Raw genomic sequence first — 17,954 nt, 5'->3', positions numbered from 1 at the left:
CGATACAAAAACGGAGTAGCAAAATGCCCAAGATGAAGACGAAGTCCGCTGCAAAGAAGCGGTTCAAGATCACCGCGACCGGCAAGGTCGTTGCAGCCGCCGCCGGCAAGCGCCACGGCATGATCAAGCGTACCAACAAGTTCATTCGCGACGCGCGTGGAACCATGGTTCTCGCCGAAGCTGACGGCAAGAAGGTCGTCAAGAACTACCTGCCGAACGGTCTCTGAGACTTTTCCGCACTTTTGGACACTTTAAGGAGATCATGACATGGCACGCGTAAAACGTGGCGTAACTTCCCGCGCCAAGCACACCAAGACACTCAAGGCAGCCAAGGGCTTCTACGGCCGCCGCAAGAACACCATCCGCGCAGCAAAGGCTGCCGTGGATCGTTCCAAGCAGTACGCTTACCGCGACCGCAAGGTCAACAAGCGCAACTTCCGCGCTCTGTGGATCCAGCGTATCAACGCTGCTGTTCGCGAATTCGGCCTGACCTACGGCCGCTTCATCGACGGCCTGAACAAGGCTGGCATCGAAGTCGACCGCAAGGTTCTGTCCGACATGGCCATCCATGAGCCGGCAGCATTCGGCGCGCTCGTTGAAGCAGCGAAGAAGGCACTTGAGTACCTCAAGGATGCTGGTACCACCAACGAGTTTGAAACCGCCGTCAAGTAATTACGGCGCGGACAATCTGTTGTCATTCGAACCCGCGTCGGGAAACCGGCGCGGGTTTTTCGTTTTTCAACTCTCGCGGCCCCCTGTCCATTCAGTCCGTGTTTTTAATTTAGGAAATTAGAAAAAATGGAGTATCCAGCCCATCTGCCCCGAAAATCGTCTGGTGGATGGAAATGCTGTTGACTGCAAATGAGGCTGAAAAGGCCGAGGGTTTTTACGTTCATCTTGACGATGCCGATATCGCGGCGCTGATGCGCGTTTTGCTGAACAGTGACCGCCGTATCCAGAAGCTCGAACTCTCGCAGCTCACAGTCTGGATAAAACGGCAGGGCACGGAGCGGGTGACCTGGTGGATGAAGATGCAGAAGCTGCTGTCGAAGCTATTGCCCTATGCCTTCCTTCGCCCGTCGGAGCCGCTTGACGGCGCAGGCCTCATGCGGCGGGAACTGGAAACCTTGCAGCAGTTCCAGCAATGCGGCTTCCCCGTTCCGCCGCTGATCTACTCATCCCGCACGGCCGTGGTGCTGGGCGACGTGGGGCCGACGCTGATGGAGCGAATGGATGCGCTGAAGGCGTCCGATCCCCATGAGCATGACGCCCTTTTGGTCAAATCTGCGGAAGCGCTCGGGGAGTTGCATGCTGCAGGCCTCTGCCACGGCCGCCCGCATGTCCGCGACTTCTTTCTGGCCGATGGCCGGGTTGGCTTCATGGATTTCGAGGAGCGGCCCCAGGATGTGATGCCGCTTGCGACAGCGCAGGCCCGCGATATCTGGCTGCTGTTTTTGCAGGTCGCCACTCGTGCCTGTGAAGCCGACGGAACCCGTAACGCCGCTTTTTCGCGGTGGCTCGAAAACGCCCCGCCGCGGGCAGTCGACGAATTAAGCCGCCTGACCCGAATTCTCGGGCGTTTTTTACCGCTTGCCCGGTTGATCGGGCGCGTGCGGATGGGTAGTGATCTGCGACGCTTTATCATGGCGACCGACTATCTGATGAATGCTGTGAACACCGACGCCGCTGTTAGAAAAACCGGCAAGGCAGGAAAAGATGACTGAACTTGATATCTTGAAATCGCAACTGGTGTCGGAAATCGCCGCCGCTGCCGATGAGCCGGCCATCGAGGCCGTCCGTGTTTCCGCGCTCGGCAAGAAGGGCTCGGTTTCGGAGCTTCTGAAGACGCTTGGCAGCATGAGCCCGGAAGAGCGCCAGACCCGTGGTGCCGCCATCAATCAACTGAAGACCGAGATTACCGATCTGATCGGCGAGCGCAAGAATGCGCTGAAGGATGCTGCCATCGCTGCGCGCCTGAAGGCGGAAACCGTCGATGTCAGCCTGCCGGTCCGTCAGTCACCGACGGAGCGCGGCCGCATTCATCCGATCAGCCAGATCGTCGATGAAATCACCGCGATATTTGCGGATATGGGTTTTTCGATTGCGGAAGGCCCCGATATCGAGACAGATTATTACAACTTCACGGCTCTGAACTTCCCGGAAGGCCATCCCGCCCGCGAAATGCACGACACCTTCTTCTTGCCACCGAATGAAAAGGGTGAGCGCAAGGTGCTGCGCACGCACACCTCGCCGGTGCAGGTCCGCACCATGGAGAGCCAGAAGCCGCCGATCCGCATCGTCATTCCCGGCAAGACCTATCGCCAGGATTCCGACGCCACCCATTCGCCCATGTTCCATCAGGTCGAGGGGCTTGTCATCGACAAGAAGGCGCATGTGGGCAATCTGCGCTGGATTCTCGAGGAGTTCTGCAAGACCTTCTTCGAGGTCGACAGCGTCGTCATGCGCTTCCGCCCGTCCTTCTTTCCCTTCACGGAGCCAAGCTTCGAAGTGGACATCCAGTGTGATCGTTCCGGCCCTATCGTCAAGTTCGGCGAAGGCAAGGACTGGATGGAAATCCTCGGCTGCGGCATGGTGCACCCGAACGTCCTGCGTGCCGGCGGGCTGGACCCGGACGAATATCAGGGCTTTGCCTGGGGCATGGGGCTCGACCGCATCGCCATGCTGAAATACGGCATGCCTGACCTGCGTGACTTCTTCAACGCCGATGTCCGCTGGATGACCCATTACGGCTTCCGGCCGCTCGACATGCCGACGCTGTTCGGAGGCCTCAGTAGCTAGTATGCCGACTTTGCTAATATGGCATGGTTACAAGTTCCGGTTCTACGCTTCGGACGGACCGGAACCGCCCCATATTCATATTATCAAGGACAAGTGCTCCGCCAAAGTCTGGCTTCTGAGCATGGAAATGGCTTATAATCACGGCTACAATAGTCGCGAAGTGGCCGAATTTCTTTCGAAAGTCGATGAAAATCGCGACGGCTGGATGGAGAAGTGGAATGAGTTCTTTGGAGTTTGAAACCGAAGACATGATGCCCGTGGCAGCCGAATGCGATGCCAGCTTCGTCTATGTGACGCTCGCAGATGGTCGGCAAATTCGGGCCCCGCTATGGTGGTATCCATTTCTGGAAAAAGCTTCGTCCAAACAACGCGCCCACGTGGAGCTACAATTCTCCGGGGTGTGGTGGCCAGACATGGATGAGGGTGTTTCCGTAAAATCAATGCTGCTCGGCTGGAAGGCGCCAGGCGCCAAAGCGCCGCAGAAGGCTGCATAGAAACGCAATGTGGCCTTGTGCCTATAGTTAAGTGCGAGACAAGACGAATGAAATTCACTCTTTCCTGGCTCAAAGACCATCTCGATACGGATGCGACGCTGGACGAGATTTGCGAGCGGTTGACGGCGATTGGCCTTGAGGTCGAAGACGTTGACGACAAGGCGGCCTACAAGCCCTTCGTCATTGCCAAGGTGGTTTCCGCTGAAAAGCACCCCGAGGCAGACCGCCTGAAGGTGCTGATGGTGGATGCCGGTGACGGCAAGCCGGTGCAGATCGTCTGCGGTGCACCGAATGCGCGCGCGGGCCTCGTTGGTGCGCTGGCACGTCCCGGCACCTATGTTCCGGGCATCGATGTGACGCTCGCTGTCGGGAAGATTCGCGGCGTCGAAAGCCATGGCATGATGTGCTCCGAAAAGGAGCTGAACATATCCGACGATCACGACGGCATCATCGATCTGCCTGATGATGCACCTGTCGGTACGTCCTTTGCCAGCTATGCCGGCTTGGACGATCCCGTCATCGAGATCAACCTGACGCCGAACCGTCCGGACTGCACCTCCATCTACGGCATTGCGCGCGATCTCGCGGCCTCCGGTCTCGGCAAGCTGAAGACGAAGCCCGCACCCTCCTTCAAGGTGGAAGGCGCAACGCCCGTCGACGTGAAGCTGGATCTGGACGATCCCGCGCTCTGCCCCGGCTTCTCGCTACGCATCGTGCGCGGCGTGAAGAATGGCCCCAGCCCCAAGTGGATGCAGCAGCGTCTTCTGGCGATCGGCCTGCGCCCAATCAATGCGCTTGTTGATATCACCAACTACATGACCTTCGATCAGGGCCGGCCGATGCATGTCTTCGACGCCGCGAAGGTTAAAGGCGATCTCACCGTGCGCCGTGCGGTAGAGGGCGAGACGATCCTCGCGCTCGACCAGCGTGAATATAAGCTCGGCCCGAACAATGTCGTCATCGCCGACGAAAACGGCCTCGAATCCATCGGCGGCGTTATGGGTGGCGAACATTCAGGCTGCGATGAAAACACCGTCGACGTGCTGATTGAATCCGCACTCTGGGATCCCATCAATATCGCCAAGACCGGACGCTCCCTCGGCATCATCACCGATGCGCGTTATCGTTTCGAGCGGGGCGTCGATCCGGAATATATGGTTCCGGGCCTGGAGCGCACCACCGAACTGGTTCTCGAGCTCTGCGGCGGCGTTCCCGGCGAAGCCAGGGTCGTTGGTTACAAGGGCTACGAACCCAAAGTCGTCGACTTCCCGCTTGCGGAAGTGAAGCGCCTGACAGGCCTCGAAGTCTCGGCTGAAGAGAGCCTCGCCATTCTCAAGGGTCTGGGTTTTGGTGTCGAGGGAACCGGCGAACGGGTCTCCGTTACCGTGCCCTCCTGGCGGCCGGATGTCGATGGCAAGGCCGATCTGGTCGAAGAAGTCATGCGCATCCATGGCGTCGACAATATCAAGCCGGAGCCACTGGAAAGCCTCGGCGCCGTCAATGGTCGTATCCTGACCACGCTGCAGATCCGCACCCGCACCGCGCGCCGGGCGCTGGCAAGCCGCGGCATGCTTGAGGCTGTCACCTGGTCCTTCATTCCAGAAGCGCAGGCAAAGCTGTTCGGCGGCGGTTCACCGGCGCTCAAACTCGCAAACCCCATCGCGGCCGATATGTCTGATATGCGGCCCTCGCTTCTGCCCGGTCTTCTCACCGCTGCCCAGCGCAATGCCGACAAGGGTTATGGTGACGTCGCGATCTTCGAGGTCTCCGGCACCTATGAGGGCGATACGCCCGATACGCAGCGCCGTGTTGCCGGTGGTGTTCGCCGCGGCACGGCTTCGCTCGCGGGCAGCGGCCGCATGTGGTCGAATGCGGCCAAGGGCGGTGGCAAGCCGGTTGACGTCTATGACGCCAAGGCCGATGCACTGGCTGTGCTTGAGGCCTGCGGTCTACCCATGGCCAATGTCCAGATCGAAGCAGGGGCGCCCGACTGGTATCACCCAGGCCGCTCCGGCACCATCAAGATGGGTCCGAAAGTTGTGCTCGGCTATTTCGGTGAGTTCCATCCGAAAACGCTGTCCGAGCTGGATATATCCGGCGCCTATTGCGGTTTTGAGATCTATATCGACGCTATGCAGGAGCCGAAAAAGAAGGCGACCCGCACCAAGCCGGCGCTCGAGCTTTCGCCGTTCCAGGCGGTGAAGCGCGACTTCGCTTTCGTGGTTGAGAAATCGGTCGAGGCGGCTGCCATCATCAAGGCGGCGACAAGCGCCGACCGCAAGCTGATCACGGGGGTCAACGTCTTCGATATTTTCGAGGGAGCATCGCTCGGAGAAAATCGCAAGTCGGTCGCCATCGAAGTCCAGATTCAGCCGATCGATAAAACGCCGACGGATGAGGATTTCGAAGCGCTCACGGCAAAGATCGTCGGCAATGTCGAAAAATCGACAGGCGGCGTTCTGCGCGCCTGACATCCGAAACAGATTGAAAAAAGCCGCGGCAACCACCGCGGCTTTTTTTAACGGTTGGCCATCTGTGACATGCGCTCAGGGTATCGTTTGCCCGCTACCTTCGACGGAGCCAGCAACGAACCGAGGTTTTCGACTTCTTGCCGTGTCAGGGATACGTCCGCCGCCGCGACGTTTTTCTCAAGATTGGCAATCTTCGTGGTGCCGGGGATCGGCACGATGAAATCCCCCTGCGCCAACACCCAGGCCAATGCCAGTTGCCCGGCAGTCACGCCTTTTTCTGCCGCCATGTCTTCCAGAAGCTTGACCAGCGCTAGATTGGCGTCGAAGTTTTCGCCTTGGAAACGCGGCAAGCCGCGCCGGAAATCATCGGCTGCGAGTCCATCCAGCGATTTCAGCGCTCCGGTCAGCGCACCGCGCCCAAGAGGGCTGAAGGGGACGAAACCGATGCCGAGCTCACGGCAGGTATCCAGCACGCCATTTTCTTCCGGGTCGCGGGTCCACAGCGAATATTCGCTCTGAATCGCGGCAATCGGGTGGGTGGCATGGGCCTTGCGAAGCGTTTCTGCACTGGCTTCGGAGAGGCCGAGATGCTTTACCTTGCCTTGTTTCACCAGTTCGGCCATCGCTCCGACCGTTTCTTCGATCGGCACATCGGGATCGACGCGGTGCTGATAAAAGAGGTCGATGGCGTCAACGTCGAGACGCTTGAGAGACGCTTCGGCGACAGCGCGGACATTTTCCGGCCGACCGTCTGTCCCTACCATCATCTGCCCGGCCGGTTTGCTACCATCGATCTTGAAACCAAACTTGGTGGCAATCACCACCTTGTCGCGATAGGGCTTCAGCCCCTTGCCGACGAGAACTTCATTCGTGTAAGGCCCATAAACCTCCGCCGTATCGAAAAAAGTAACGCCGAGATCAACGGCGCGATGAAGCGTCGCGATCGCGCTGTTTTCATCACCTGTCGGGCTGTAGGCATGGGTCATTCCCATGCACCCAAGACCAAGTGCCGAAACGGTCAGATTGTTTCCAAGGGTTCTGCTTCTCATCAGTTCGTCCTTCCATCAGGAATCGCCCGTCATCAGGGCGTGATCGAAACATAGCGAATGACGGCGGCGAAAATAATCGCTGCAAATCCGTGCGGGTTGTTCTATAATTTAGAACAATGAATCGCGTACAGCTCTCCCAATTGGCCGTTCTTTCCGCCGTTGCGGAAGGCCGCAGCTTTCGCAAGGCCGCGGCCGAACTCGGTATCGCCCCCTCCGCCGTCAGCCACGCGGTTTCCTCACTGGAGGCCAGCCTCGGCTTGCGGCTGCTTCACCGTACCACCCGCAGCGTTTCTCCGACAGAGGAGGGAAAGCGCCTTCTTGAAACCTTAGGCCCCGCCCTTGCCGACATTGACGCCGTCATCGATACCTTGGCCGAACAGGGCGGCAGACCGGCCGGCCCCTTGCGTATTACGTTACCGAGGCTTGCCGCCGAAGACCTTATCGTACCCAGACTGGGGGAGTTCCTACGGCTCTATCCCGAAATCTCTCTCGAGATTTCGACCGATGATCGCTTCGAAGATATCGTCGCGAAGGGTTTCGATGCCGGTCTTCGTCTCGGGGAGCATCTTGATGCAGACATGATCGCGGTGAAAGCGAGCGGTGAATGGCGCGGGGCTATCGTCGGTTCCCCTTCTTATTTCGCTGATAACCCGCCACCGCATGATCCGAGGGACCTCATCCGGCATCGCTGCATACGCCGGCGGTTTGCAAGCGGCCTCATCTATCGCTGGGAGCTGGAAAAAGACGGCAAGCCGCTCGTTGTGGATGTGCAGGGGCCGCTTATTTTGTCGGACCAGAGCCTTATCCGAAGGGCGGCAATCGATGGAGCAGGACTTGCCTTCGTTTTCGAGCAGCGCGTCGAAGACGATATCAGGCAAGGCCGGCTCATCCGCGTGCTGGACGAATGGTGTGCGCCCTTTGACGGATTTTATATCTACTACCCTTCTCGCCGGCAGATGCGTCCGGCGCTGAGGGCTTTCGTGGATTTCTTCCGTTTCCGGAGTTGATCAGAAGGTGATGCGGTAGCGGATGTGACCGTCGCTTTTCACGTAACTGTCATAGAGCTTCTGGGCCCGGTGATTGTCCTCGCCGGTATTCCAGTAAAGACGCGACCAGCCCATTTTCTTACAGATAGTGATCAGATCATCCATCAATGCCCGCCCCGCGCCCTTGCCGCGGATGTCGCCATCGACATACAAATCCTCAAGATAGCAGTCAGGTGTCTTCACCCAAGTGGAATCGTGGAAGTGGTAAATGGCAAAGCCCGCCATGCGCTCACCCAGCATCGCCACGCGCATGGAGACGCGGGACGCGGGATCGAGGATGCGTTCCCAGGTATATTCGGTCACGTCGGCGGCGAGATCGACCTCATAAAAGGCGAGATAGTCATTCCACAGCCGCAGCCACTCCGCCCGGTCCGACGGAGCGGCATCGCGAATTCCAAGATCCATCTTACGCCCCCGCCTTGTCGAGAAGCGCCATCATCTCGTCGGTCAGTTTCAGCTCGACGGCGCGTTTGAAGCTTTCAAGCTGCGACAGGCTGGTGGCGCTGGCGATCGGCGCTGTTACGGCCTTCTTGCGCAGCAGCCAGGCTAGCGCGATGTCGGCGAGCTTTGCCCCGGTCTGCACCGCGACGGCATCCATTGCGCCGAGAACGGCGAGGCCGCGGGCATTGACGTAGTCAGCCACGCGATAGCTGCGGGCAACGCCTTCCGTATCTGCCTTGGCACGGTATTTTCCGGTGAGGAACCCGGCGGCGAGGCTATAATAATTGATCACGCCGATCTCTTGTTTCACACAAAGATCTGCTAATGGGCCTTCGAAATCTGCCCGGTTGTAGAGATTATATTCCGGCTGCAGCACATCGTAACGCGGCAGATTGTTCCTGGCAGCCACATCAAGAGCCTCCTGGAGCTGGTTTGCGGAATAGTTGGAGCAGCCGATGGCGCGGATTTTCCCCTGCTCCTTCAACTTGGCGAAGGCGGCAAGCGTTTCCTCCAGCGGCACGTCGGCGTCAGGCTTATGGGCTAGGTAAAGGTCGATGTAATCGGTCTGAAGCCGCTTGAGCGAAGCATCGACGGCCTCTGCGATCCATTTGGCGCTCAGCCCGGTCTTCTGACCGCGATTGTCGAAACCGACCTTGGTGACGATCACTGCATCCTCCCGCTTAACGGAGGACTGCTTCAGCCACTTGCCGATAATCGCCTCCGACTCGCCACCCACATGCCCGTCCACCCAGGCGGAGTAGACATCCGCCGTATCGATGGCGTTGAACCCGGCATCGAAAAAGGCATCGAGCAGGGCAAAGGAGGTCTTCTCATCCGCTGTCCAGCCGAACACGTTACCGCCAAAGACGATCGGGGCGATGGAGAGGCCTGTGCGGCCAAGGCTTCGTTTTTCCACGGGAATACTCCTGTTGCTATCCTGGCGACAGGGTACCAACTGGCCGCCGGCATAACCATTGAATTCATTTGATGGCATTCATCAGGCAGCCGTGAGGTTGGAAACTCACCTTTGGAGACCGCGATAATGGCTGGGAGGTAAATGATTGTGCTGCTGCCACACGCGGCGCAGATGCCGTGCAGATGCAAAGCCTGCCCGTTCTGCGACGGTCTCCATGTCCAGACGACTATTGGCGAGAATATCTCGGGCCAGATTGACCCTCATCAGGTTGACGTAGTCGATCACGCTGAGACCGGTACGGTCGCGAAAGAGACGGGAGAGGTGCCTTTCGCTCAGTGCAGCAATATCGGCCAGAGCTTCGAGCGACCAGTCCTTCGCCGGCTCGGCCATGACACGGTCCTGGACCCGGTGAATGGCGGGATGGATGTGGTTGCGGCCCGTCAACCAGGGGGAGATTTGCGCGTCGTTGCCGCTGCGCCTGAGATAAACCACCATTGTCTTGGCAATCCGCGCCGCGACGGCAGGCGATGTCATCCCGGAAATCACATGCAGCATCAGGTCGATACCGGTGGAAATACCGGCGCTCGAGAAACGCCTGCCATCCTCCACGAAAAGACGATTTTCCGCCACCTGCGCCAAGGGCGCGATGCGTCGCAGGCTTTCGATACAATCGGCATGGGTCGTGCAGGTTCGCCCGTCGAAAAGCCCCGCCTCTCCCGCCAGCAGGGCACCGGAGCAGATGGAGATAACGGTCGTGTCGGCACGCACCGCCGCATGAAGCCAGGCTGCCAGGGCCCGCCGCTCCCGTCGCGTCTGCGGATCATCGTCGAAGCCGGATGTGCTGCCGGAGATCAGAAGGAAAGCGTTTTCCGGCAGCGCCGCCGGCAGGGTCTCCAGTGCGGAAAGCTGAAGGCCGATGGAGGATTGTTGTTCGTTCCTTGCGGCGATGTACCGACACTCAAAGTGGATATCCTGCTGCTCTGCATTGGCGTAACGAACCACCTCCAGTGGACCGGCAATGTCCAGCAGAAGCGCATGCGGCGGCACGAGCGTTAAAAAAGGAACAACGCGCGTGTCGCCCTTATTCATCAGGCCGCCTCTTTCATCGTCGCCAGCACGTCATCGACGCCAACGATCCGTGCGAAGCGACCGGCCAGTACCAGCTCGGTGCGCTGACGGATGTCATCCGGGCTGAAAACAGTGCCTGATGCATGTGTCATCGGGAAAGTCAGCGTTGCTTCGGTGACGTAATCGACGGCGTAACCGAGATCGGACGCATGTCGGGTGGTGGTCTCGCAGCATTGTTCGGTACGGATCCCGGAGATAATCAGCCGGTTGATGCCCCTCTGCGTCAGCCAGATTTCGAGACCGGTTCCCACAAAGGCAGAATGCCGGTTTTTGCGGAAGGTCACGTCAGGGGAAATCCGCACACCTTCCAGCGGCCGAATAAAGCCGCTGTCGCTCGAAAATGCTCTGTCGCCATCAACATGAAATATCTGGACAATGGCAATGCCAGCGGCTTTGGCGCCGTCAATCAGCGCCTGTTGTTTCTCGAGATAGGCGGCCAATTCGCTATCCTCGAAATACGGAGCGTGCCGAAAGGATTCCTGCACATCGATGACCATTAGGGCTGTATGGGAAGAGGACATTTCATGTTTCTCCGTTACCTTGATGCATAGCATAATTCGTCATGAAAGCCCGGAAAAAAAGAAACCTTCCTGACAAAGAGCGGACACATCCAGCCATCACCTCTCTAATCTTGAAGCAACGGGTTGCCACTCGGCATGACAATGATAAGTTTCCGGCATATGTCAGATCGGGAGGACTAAATGCTGCGCTTCGGAATCATCTCAACGGCGAAGATCGCTCAGGACCACGTCATCCCCGCGATACAGGATGCTGAGAACTGTGTGGTCAGCGCCATCGCCAGTCGTGATCTTTCGAGGGCCCGCGCGGTCGCAGATCGGTTCTCCGCGCCCCACGCTTTCGGCTCCTACGAAGAAATGCTGGCGTCCGATGTCATCGACGCGGTTTACATTCCACTTCCAACGTCGCAGCACGTCGAATGGACGATCAAGGCCGCCGATGCGGGCAAACATGTTCTCTGCGAAAAGCCCATTGCTTTGAAAGCGCAGGAAATCGACACGCTTATCGCTGCGCGGGACCGCAACGGTGTCATCATCTCGGAAGCCTTCATGGTGACCTATGCGCCGGTCTGGGCCAAGGTGAAAGCATTGCTTTCTTCGGGCGCGATCGGAACGCTGAAACATGTGCAGGGCGCTTTCAGCTACTTCAACCGCGATCCTCAGAATATGCGCAACATTCCCGAACTCGGCGGCGGCGCCTTGCCGGATATCGGCGTTTATCCGACGATCGTGACCCGCTTCGTCACCGGTGAAGAACCCAAGCGCGTGCAGGCCTCCGTGGAGCGTGACAGAGAGTTCGGCACCGATATCTATTCCAGTGTGCGGGCGGATTTCGGCAGCTTCGAACTCAGTTTTTATCTTGCAACGCAGCTTGCCGCCCGCCAGCTGATGGTTTTCCACGGCACGGACGGTTACATCGAAGTCAAATCGCCGTTTAATGCAAACCGCTGGGGTGCGGAAGAAGTCGAGCTGACCAATCAGGCCCACAACCAGTCGCAAATCTTCAGGTTTCAGGATAGCCGCCAGTACAAGCTGGAAGCGGAGGCCTTTGCCCGCGCAGTAAGGGGTGAAGGAGAGGTTGTCACGCTGGAAAGCTCCAAAAACAACCAGCTTTTCATCGATGCGATTTATCGCGCTGCGGATAAGGAGGGCTGGGAAACGGTTTAGCCCTTTGCCCGACGCAGTTTCTGAAGCCGCCAATGGCCGCAGCATGCGAGGACCAGAGCTGCGAGCGCAGAAAAGGCAAGTGGCACGACCGGCTGGATCAGCGGGTTGCGCCATTGCAGCAGCGAGAAAAGTCCGACGCTCACAATGCGGGAAATGAGGGTGACGGCATTGGCCGGAAAGGCGCCTGGCGCGCCACTCATTGAGCGGTTCAGCCGCCAGCTTGTTGCAAGCCCGGACACCGCCCCCGGCAAACGCGCAGCGATCGGGTCGACCGTGAGAAAGAAAATGAGCAGACAGGTGATGGCTATATCGGCCGCCAGACCGCAAATCTCGCTGAGTGCAACGGAACGAAGCCTCAAGGCCGTGGTCTTTTAGAGAGTTGGCGGGGTGGACCGCGGGCGCTGCAGTACCAGAAGGCTGATGACGACGCCAACGACGCCGAAATTATAACCCGCGAGCGCCTGAAGCAGAGACATCAGCGGAACAGCACCGGACGAAAGCGCGATCGCGACGCCGTAGGCTCCGATAATCATCATGCAGATGAACACGATGCTGAAGACCGAACGTAATGCAACGGCAGCGATGCCGAGCACTGTGGCGGTGAGAAAAATCATGGTGCCGCCTCCTCTTTGGTTGCCGGGCCGGGAACAGACCTAACGCTGTCTTCCCTAACGAACCCTTGTTTTTACCTCCAACTCCCGTTTTCCTAACTCTGTAGTTGAGGATATGGTTTCACCGCCGTTAAAATCGGTGCGAGCTTTCCCCGGCATTTCCGAATCGAGCCATTTTCGATAAAAGCAAGCATGAGCGATATTTTCTCCCACGCCGCATTGAGCAATCTTGCCGAGTTTTCGGTGTCCGAACTGTCGGGTTCCATCAAGCGAACGGTGGAAACGGCCTTCGATCAGGTGCGTGTGCGTGGCGAGATTTCTGGTTATCGCGGGCCACATTCGTCCGGCCACGCCTATTTCTCGCTGAAGGACGATCGCGCCCGCATCGATGCCGTGATCTGGAAAGGAACCTTCTCTCGGCTGAAGTTCCGCCCGGAAGAGGGCATGGAAGTGATCGCGACGGGCAAGGTCACGACCTTCCCAGGCTCCTCGAAATATCAGATCGTTATCGAAAGCCTTGAACCGGCCGGTGCCGGCGCTTTGATGGCGCTTCTCGAAGACCGGCGCCGTCGACTGGCGGCCGAGGGACTGTTCGACCCGGCCCGCAAGCGCCGGCTGCCGTTCATGCCACACGTCATTGGCGTCGTCACCTCGCCGACGGGCGCGGTGATCCGCGATATTCTCCATCGCATTTCGGATCGCTTTCCCGTTCATGTGCTTGTCTGGCCGGTCAAGGTGCAGGGAGAAGGTTCGGGCGAGGAGGTGGCGAACGCCATTCGCGGTTTCAATGCGCTTCAGCCCGGTGGCGAGATCGCACGGCCTGATGTGCTGATCGTTGCGCGTGGTGGCGGCAGTCTGGAAGACCTCTGGAGCTTCAACGATGAGATCGTCGTGCGCGCCGCAGCGGAAAGCGAAATTCCGCTGATTTCCGCCGTCGGACATGAGACCGATACCACCCTGATCGATTACGCCGCCGATGTCCGTGCGCCGACGCCGACGGGAGCCGCCGAAATGGCGGTGCCTGTGCGGGCGGAACTCGAGGCGCAGCTTTCCGGCCTCGCTGCCCGCCTTTCCGGCTCTGTCTCGCGGCAGATGGACAATCGCCGGCAAGGCGTGCGCGCCCTGGTGCGGGCGCTACCGTCGCTCGATCAGCTTCTCGCCTTGCCGCGCCGCCGGTTCGACGAGGCTGCGAGTGGTCTTGGGCGTGGACTGGAGTTGACGACGCTGAACAAGCGGCGGACATTCGAGCGTTCGGCCTCGGGACTGAGACCGGAAACCCTGTTGAATGGCCTCAAGCACCACAGGCAGAGGATCACCGAGCGCATGCACAGGGCGGAGACGCTGGTGGAACGCCGGCTGCTGCAGGGAAAAGGGCGTGTCGATTCCTTCGACTCATCCCTGCGCTCGCTACCCGCCAGGCTGCTCGGCCAAGTTGAGCGGCAAAAGGAGCGCCTTGCCACGGCGTCACGCCGGGCCGATACTGCCGTGTTGCATCGGATGGCGCAAAACCGGTCCGGCCTTGCCGCCCATGACCGTATCCTGCAATCGCTCTCGTATAAAAACGTGCTCAAGCGCGGCTATGCTGTCATCCGCGATGAGGAGAACCGCCCTTTGACCCGCGCTGCGGCCATTGCTTCCGGTGCCGTGGTATCGATGGAATTTTCCGATGGCCGCGTCTCGGCGATCACAACCGGAGAAGGCACATCTTCCCCGGATGCCACCGCCGCGCCGAAAAAGAAGCCGGTCAAGCCAGCTTCTTCGGACCCGGGCAACCAGGGCAGCCTGTTCTGATCAGATCGAAGCCGCATCCGAAAAACGGCGGCTGACGGTGAAGCTCTTCTCGATGTCGGGATGCAGTTCCATGCCGAGCCCGGCGCCCGGCGGCACCGTTATCATGCCGTTTTTCACTTCCGGCAAGGCCGTGACGAGATCACGATACCAAGTCTTGTAGAAGGCGCGCACGCTTTCCTGCACCAGCGCATTCGGCGCGTTGAGCGACAGGTGAGTGGAGGCACAGAGCACCACCGGCCCGGTGCAATCATGCGGGGCGACCGGCAGATGCCAGGCTTCCGCCATGGAGGCGATCTTGCGTGCTTCCGAAAGCCCGCCGCACCAGCTGATGTCAAGCATGACAACACCGGCAGCGCCCGTTTCCAGGAGATCACGGAAGGCCCAGCGGGAGCCGAGCGTTTCCGATGCCGAAATCGGTGCGGGCGAAACGGCGGCATATCGCGTCAGGCTGGAAAGGCTGTCCATCTTGATCGGGTCTTCGTGCCAGAAAGTCTGGTAGGGGGTCAGCGCCTTGGCGATCTGCATGGCGGGCAGAAGCTGCCACATGGAGTGAAACTCCACCATGATATCCATCTTATCGCCCACCGCCTTGCGGATTTTTTCGAAAGGCTCCAGCGCGCTTTTCAGGTCCGGCATCGAGATATATTGCCCGCGTGTCTTTTCCGCCGCCGCGTCGAAGGGCCAGATCTTCATGGCCGTGATGCCATCCTCAAGTAGCGAGTGCGCAAGTTCGTCCGCGCGGTGCAGGAAGCCATTCAGGTCATCATAGTCCTTGCCACCGGAAAGGCCGTAATTGGCCGTCTGCTGCCCGGTCGCCTTCTTGATATATTCGGTGCCCGCACAGGTATTGTAAGTCCGGATTTCCCTGCGGCTGAAACCACCGAGCAGCTGGGCTATGGGCTGGTTGGTGGCCTTGCCGAAAATATCCCAGAGGGCGATGTCAAAGGCGGAGTTGCCGCGCACTTCTGCGCCGGATGAGCGAAAACCGAGATAGCCCACAAGGTCTTGCGCGAGAAGGTCGATCTGCAGCGGGTCGCGGCCGATCACGCGCGGCGCGATGTATTCGTGCACATAGGCCTCGACGGTCTCCGCGCCATAGAAGGTTTCGCCTAATCCGGTGATCCCCTCATCCGTGTGGACCAGAACCCAAAGCAGGTTGGCCCGTTCCGCCACACGAACGGTCTCAAGTTTGGTGATTTTCATGAAGTGTCTCCTCCAGAGGCAGGTCGTGTTCCGTCTGGAACTGGGTTTGAGAAATCAGGCGATGCCAGCCGCCAGAAGCGCGTGCACGCTTTCATCGAAATGCCGCGCCATCAGCGTCGAGGCCGTTTGCGGATCGCCCGCGGCAATGGCCTGTCCGATGGCGATGTGTAGCTCACCGGCGGCGTGGCGCTGCGCGTCGGATGTGCGGCTTTTCCAGCCGATCGGCCAGGTCTGACGCGTCACGTTCTGGAACGCGCCAAGAATGAGTTCGAAAACAGGGTTCTTGGAAGCCTTGGCGATTGCCAGATGGAACGCCAGATCATGCTCCATGACCTTGTCGTTCTTCCCAAAATCACTCTCCATGGCCTTGGCATGTTCCAGAATGATGAGCGCTTCTGCATCCGTGCGTCGTAGCGCCGCAAGGGTCACGGTGCGAACTTCGATCGTGCGGCGTACGTCATAGATCTGCTGGATGTTGATCTGCTCGGTGTGAATGCCATGTTCGAACATCAACGACATCGCGCCATGATCCAGCGTGGCCACTGTGGCGCGCTTGCCGGCGCTGACATCGATGAGCCGCATCGCCGAAAGCGATCGGAAAGCCTCGCGGACGACAGTGCGCGAGACGCCAAGCTGTTGCGAGAGCGAAAGTTCACTCGGCAGCTTTGCGCCGGGCGCCAGTTCGTTCTCTCTGATGTGGCGGGTGATCGCGCCGATCGTGCTGCTGACAAGACCGGCCTCATGCGCAATTGGATTTAACATTCTTCCTCCAACCTGTCGTACAGGTTTCTTGAAAAATGCTTACAGGATTCTTCTTCAGGAAACAAGCGCCGCAGACCCCTTGCCGCGGGGCCGGCGGTGACGCTTCATATTACTCCTCGACCCCCTGCAGGAACCGCTTCAACAGCCCGTCTAAAGTCGTTCGTTCTTCTTCGGTGAGACAGGCGACAAGCCGATGCTGGTTTTCGACATGCGCCGCGACCGCCGCCTCCACCACGCAAAAGCCCCGTTCCGTCAGCGATATCAAGACGCTGCGCCGGTCCTGTGGATTGTGGATACGCTCCACCATCCCTGCTTTCTCAAGCTGGTCAATCCGGTTTGTCATGGTGCCGGAACTGACCATGGTCATGGACAGCAGATCGCCGGGAGAGAGCCGATAGGGTGAGCCCGCGCGCCGTAAGGTCGCCAGCACGTCGAAGGCGGAGGAGGAGAGGCCGTGCTTCAAGAGCACCGCCTCAACCTCGCGGCCGAGGTGCGTGCTCAGCCGGTGTAGACGGCCAAGCAAGCCCATGGGCCCGACATCGAGATCGGGTCGCTCCCTGCGCCATTGTGCGAGAATATGGTCGACGTGATCAGGTGGATTCTTGCTCATCGCCTATGCATAGCGAGAGGTATCTTGACGTCAAGACAAATTCCATTAAACTCATTTTATCTTGATATAGAGATTCTTGAAATGAAGACAAATTCGACTTTTGCAGCTGACGTGCTGGTTACCGCGCTTGCCCCCGTCATCTGGGGCACGACCTACTTCGTCACGACGGAATTCCTGCCGCAGGGATATCCACTGCATGTCGCCATGCTGCGCGCTTTGCCGGCCGGCATCCTGCTGCTGCTGATCGTCCGCAGGCTGCCGAAGGGTATCTGGTGGCACCGCAGCTTCGTTCTCGGCGCGCTGAATTTTGCGTTTTTCTGGGCGATGCTGTTCGTTTCGGCCTATCGATTGCCGGGCGGCGTTGCGGCAACCGTGGGCGCGGTCCAGCCTCTCATTGTGATCGGCCTTTCGCGACTGTTTCTCGCAACCCAAATCCGACCGCTGGCCATCGCCGCCGGTGTTCTCGGTATCGCCGGTGTCGCGCTACTCGTCTTGACGCCGGGGGCGGTGCTCGATGGCATCGGCATTGCCGCAGGCCTTGCGGGTGCCGTCTCCATGGCCTTCGGAACAGTACTGACCCGCAAATGGCGCCCGCCGGTCTCGAACCTCACCTTCACCGCATGGCAACTGACCGCAGGCGGCATTCTTCTTTTACCGCTCGCCTATCTTCTGGAGCCGGCACTGCCGACGCCATCAGCGACTAATATTCTCGGAATCGCCTATCTTGGGCTCATCGGTGCGGCACTCACCTATGTTCTTTGGTTTCGTGGGCTAGCCCGCATCGAACCTTCAGCGGCAGCCTCGCTCGGATTCTTGAGTCCTGTTGTGGCAACGCTGCTCGGCTGGCTGGCGCTCGGTCAAAGCCTCACGCCAGCGCAGATCGCCGGCTTCATGGCCGTGCTTTTCAGCATCTGGCTCAGCCAGCGCAGCCAGTTGCCGAAATAGCCG

21 protein-coding genes are annotated in these 17,954 nt (G+C 59.2%); 11 read left to right on the top strand and 10 right to left on the bottom strand.

Going from position 1 to position 17,954, the window contains the following annotated elements:
- The first annotated feature begins 23 nt into the window (after window positions 1-23).
- The 7 genes from rpmI to pheT all read left to right on the top strand — a co-directional run bounded on the left by rpmI (window position 24) and on the right by pheT (window position 5,764).
- Window positions 24-227: a 50S ribosomal protein L35 gene (gene rpmI, locus ACUTJJ_RS00180; protein ID WP_003493355.1), complete on the top strand. Its 204-nt coding sequence runs from the start codon at window positions 24-26 to the stop codon at window positions 225-227.
- 40 nt (window positions 228-267) lie between these two features.
- A complete protein-coding gene (gene rplT, locus ACUTJJ_RS00175) occupies window positions 268-672 on the top strand; it encodes a 50S ribosomal protein L20 (RefSeq protein WP_003507464.1) in 405 nt (134 codons plus the stop codon).
- Window positions 673-845: 173 nt separating this feature from the next.
- Window positions 846-1,724 (top strand): lipopolysaccharide kinase InaA family protein, encoded by an 879-nt coding sequence (locus ACUTJJ_RS00170; RefSeq protein ID WP_296066084.1) that lies wholly within the window; start codon window positions 846-848, stop codon window positions 1,722-1,724.
- Window positions 1,717-2,799: a phenylalanine--tRNA ligase subunit alpha gene (pheS, locus tag ACUTJJ_RS00165; RefSeq protein WP_445540922.1), complete on the top strand. Its 1,083-nt coding sequence runs from the start codon at window positions 1,717-1,719 to the stop codon at window positions 2,797-2,799. The genes ACUTJJ_RS00170 and pheS overlap by 8 nt, the downstream gene beginning before the upstream one ends.
- Window position 2,800: 1 nt before the next feature.
- On the top strand, window positions 2,801-3,037 hold the full coding sequence (locus tag ACUTJJ_RS00160; protein WP_063949438.1) for a DUF4160 domain-containing protein: 237 nt from the start codon (window positions 2,801-2,803) through the stop codon (window positions 3,035-3,037).
- Window positions 3,018-3,293 (top strand): DUF2442 domain-containing protein, encoded by a 276-nt coding sequence (locus ACUTJJ_RS00155; protein WP_063949437.1) that lies wholly within the window; start codon window positions 3,018-3,020, stop codon window positions 3,291-3,293. Before ACUTJJ_RS00160 ends, ACUTJJ_RS00155 begins: the two co-directional genes overlap by 20 nt.
- Before the next feature lie 47 nt (window positions 3,294-3,340).
- On the top strand, window positions 3,341-5,764 hold the full coding sequence (pheT, locus tag ACUTJJ_RS00150; RefSeq protein WP_445540921.1) for a phenylalanine--tRNA ligase subunit beta: 2,424 nt from the start codon (window positions 3,341-3,343) through the stop codon (window positions 5,762-5,764).
- Window positions 5,765-5,811: 47 nt separating this feature from the next.
- Here the strand turns inward: pheT and ACUTJJ_RS00145 are convergent, their stop codons facing one another.
- Window positions 5,812-6,813, bottom strand: coding sequence for an aldo/keto reductase (locus ACUTJJ_RS00145; RefSeq protein ID WP_404494316.1), 1,002 nt, complete (start codon window positions 6,811-6,813; stop codon window positions 5,812-5,814).
- A gap of 116 nt (window positions 6,814-6,929) precedes the next feature.
- Between ACUTJJ_RS00145 and ACUTJJ_RS00140 the strand changes: the two genes are divergently transcribed.
- Window positions 6,930-7,820, top strand: coding sequence for a LysR family transcriptional regulator (locus ACUTJJ_RS00140; protein ID WP_144576177.1), 891 nt, complete (start codon window positions 6,930-6,932; stop codon window positions 7,818-7,820).
- Here the strand turns inward: ACUTJJ_RS00140 and ACUTJJ_RS00135 are convergent, their stop codons facing one another.
- From ACUTJJ_RS00135 to ACUTJJ_RS00120, 4 genes are all read right to left on the bottom strand, one after another.
- Window positions 7,821-8,264: a GNAT family N-acetyltransferase gene (locus ACUTJJ_RS00135; protein WP_063949433.1), complete on the bottom strand. Its 444-nt coding sequence runs from the start codon at window positions 8,262-8,264 to the stop codon at window positions 7,821-7,823.
- 1 nt (window position 8,265) lies between these two features.
- Window positions 8,266-9,216 (bottom strand): aldo/keto reductase, encoded by a 951-nt coding sequence (locus ACUTJJ_RS00130; protein WP_445540920.1) that lies wholly within the window; start codon window positions 9,214-9,216, stop codon window positions 8,266-8,268.
- Window positions 9,217-9,321: 105 nt separating this feature from the next.
- Window positions 9,322-10,305, bottom strand: a complete 984-nt coding sequence (locus ACUTJJ_RS00125; RefSeq protein ID WP_445540919.1) for a GlxA family transcriptional regulator — start codon at window positions 10,303-10,305, stop codon at window positions 9,322-9,324.
- Entirely contained in the window at window positions 10,305-10,865 is a 561-nt protein-coding gene (locus ACUTJJ_RS00120) for a cysteine hydrolase family protein (protein ID WP_445540918.1), read from the bottom strand. Before ACUTJJ_RS00120 ends, ACUTJJ_RS00125 begins: the two co-directional genes overlap by 1 nt.
- A 180-nt stretch (window positions 10,866-11,045) precedes the next feature.
- Here ACUTJJ_RS00120 and ACUTJJ_RS00115 point away from each other — a divergent pair, with 180 nt between their 5' ends.
- The gene (locus tag ACUTJJ_RS00115; RefSeq protein ID WP_445540917.1) at window positions 11,046-12,029 is read left to right on the top strand and encodes a Gfo/Idh/MocA family protein; all 984 of its coding nucleotides are present in this window, start codon (window positions 11,046-11,048) and stop codon (window positions 12,027-12,029) included.
- On the opposite strand, the gene ACUTJJ_RS00110 is transcribed toward ACUTJJ_RS00115, so the two are convergent.
- Window positions 12,026-12,388, bottom strand: coding sequence for a hypothetical protein (locus ACUTJJ_RS00110; RefSeq protein ID WP_445540916.1), 363 nt, complete (start codon window positions 12,386-12,388; stop codon window positions 12,026-12,028). The two genes, ACUTJJ_RS00115 and ACUTJJ_RS00110, sit on opposite strands and share 4 nt — an antisense overlap.
- Window positions 12,389-12,400: 12 nt before the next feature.
- On the bottom strand, window positions 12,401-12,643 hold the full coding sequence (locus ACUTJJ_RS00105) for a hypothetical protein (RefSeq protein WP_063949427.1): 243 nt from the start codon (window positions 12,641-12,643) through the stop codon (window positions 12,401-12,403).
- A 189-nt stretch (window positions 12,644-12,832) separates the two neighbouring features.
- Here ACUTJJ_RS00105 and xseA point away from each other — a divergent pair, with 189 nt between their 5' ends.
- On the top strand, window positions 12,833-14,431 hold the full coding sequence (gene xseA, locus ACUTJJ_RS00100) for an exodeoxyribonuclease VII large subunit (protein ID WP_063949426.1): 1,599 nt from the start codon (window positions 12,833-12,835) through the stop codon (window positions 14,429-14,431).
- On the opposite strand, the gene ACUTJJ_RS00095 is transcribed toward xseA, so the two are convergent.
- From ACUTJJ_RS00095 to ACUTJJ_RS00085, 3 genes are all read right to left on the bottom strand, one after another.
- Window positions 14,432-15,634 carry a mandelate racemase/muconate lactonizing enzyme family protein gene (locus ACUTJJ_RS00095; RefSeq protein WP_209086039.1) on the bottom strand — a complete coding sequence of 401 codons (1,203 nt, stop codon included), beginning with the start codon at window positions 15,632-15,634 and terminating at the stop codon, window positions 14,432-14,434.
- Window positions 15,635-15,688: 54 nt separating this feature from the next.
- On the bottom strand, window positions 15,689-16,396 hold the full coding sequence (locus ACUTJJ_RS00090; protein WP_063949424.1) for a FadR/GntR family transcriptional regulator: 708 nt from the start codon (window positions 16,394-16,396) through the stop codon (window positions 15,689-15,691).
- 109 nt (window positions 16,397-16,505) lie between these two features.
- A complete protein-coding gene (locus ACUTJJ_RS00085) occupies window positions 16,506-17,006 on the bottom strand; it encodes a MarR family winged helix-turn-helix transcriptional regulator (protein WP_445540915.1) in 501 nt (166 codons plus the stop codon).
- An 81-nt stretch (window positions 17,007-17,087) separates the two neighbouring features.
- Here ACUTJJ_RS00085 and ACUTJJ_RS00080 point away from each other — a divergent pair, with 81 nt between their 5' ends.
- On the top strand, window positions 17,088-17,951 hold the full coding sequence (locus ACUTJJ_RS00080; protein ID WP_445540914.1) for an EamA family transporter: 864 nt from the start codon (window positions 17,088-17,090) through the stop codon (window positions 17,949-17,951).
- Window positions 17,952-17,954: the final 3 nt, after the last annotated feature.

Source organism: Agrobacterium sp. DKPNP3 (genome assembly GCF_052686535.1).
This window is presented reverse-complemented; position numbering and strand designations above follow the sequence as displayed.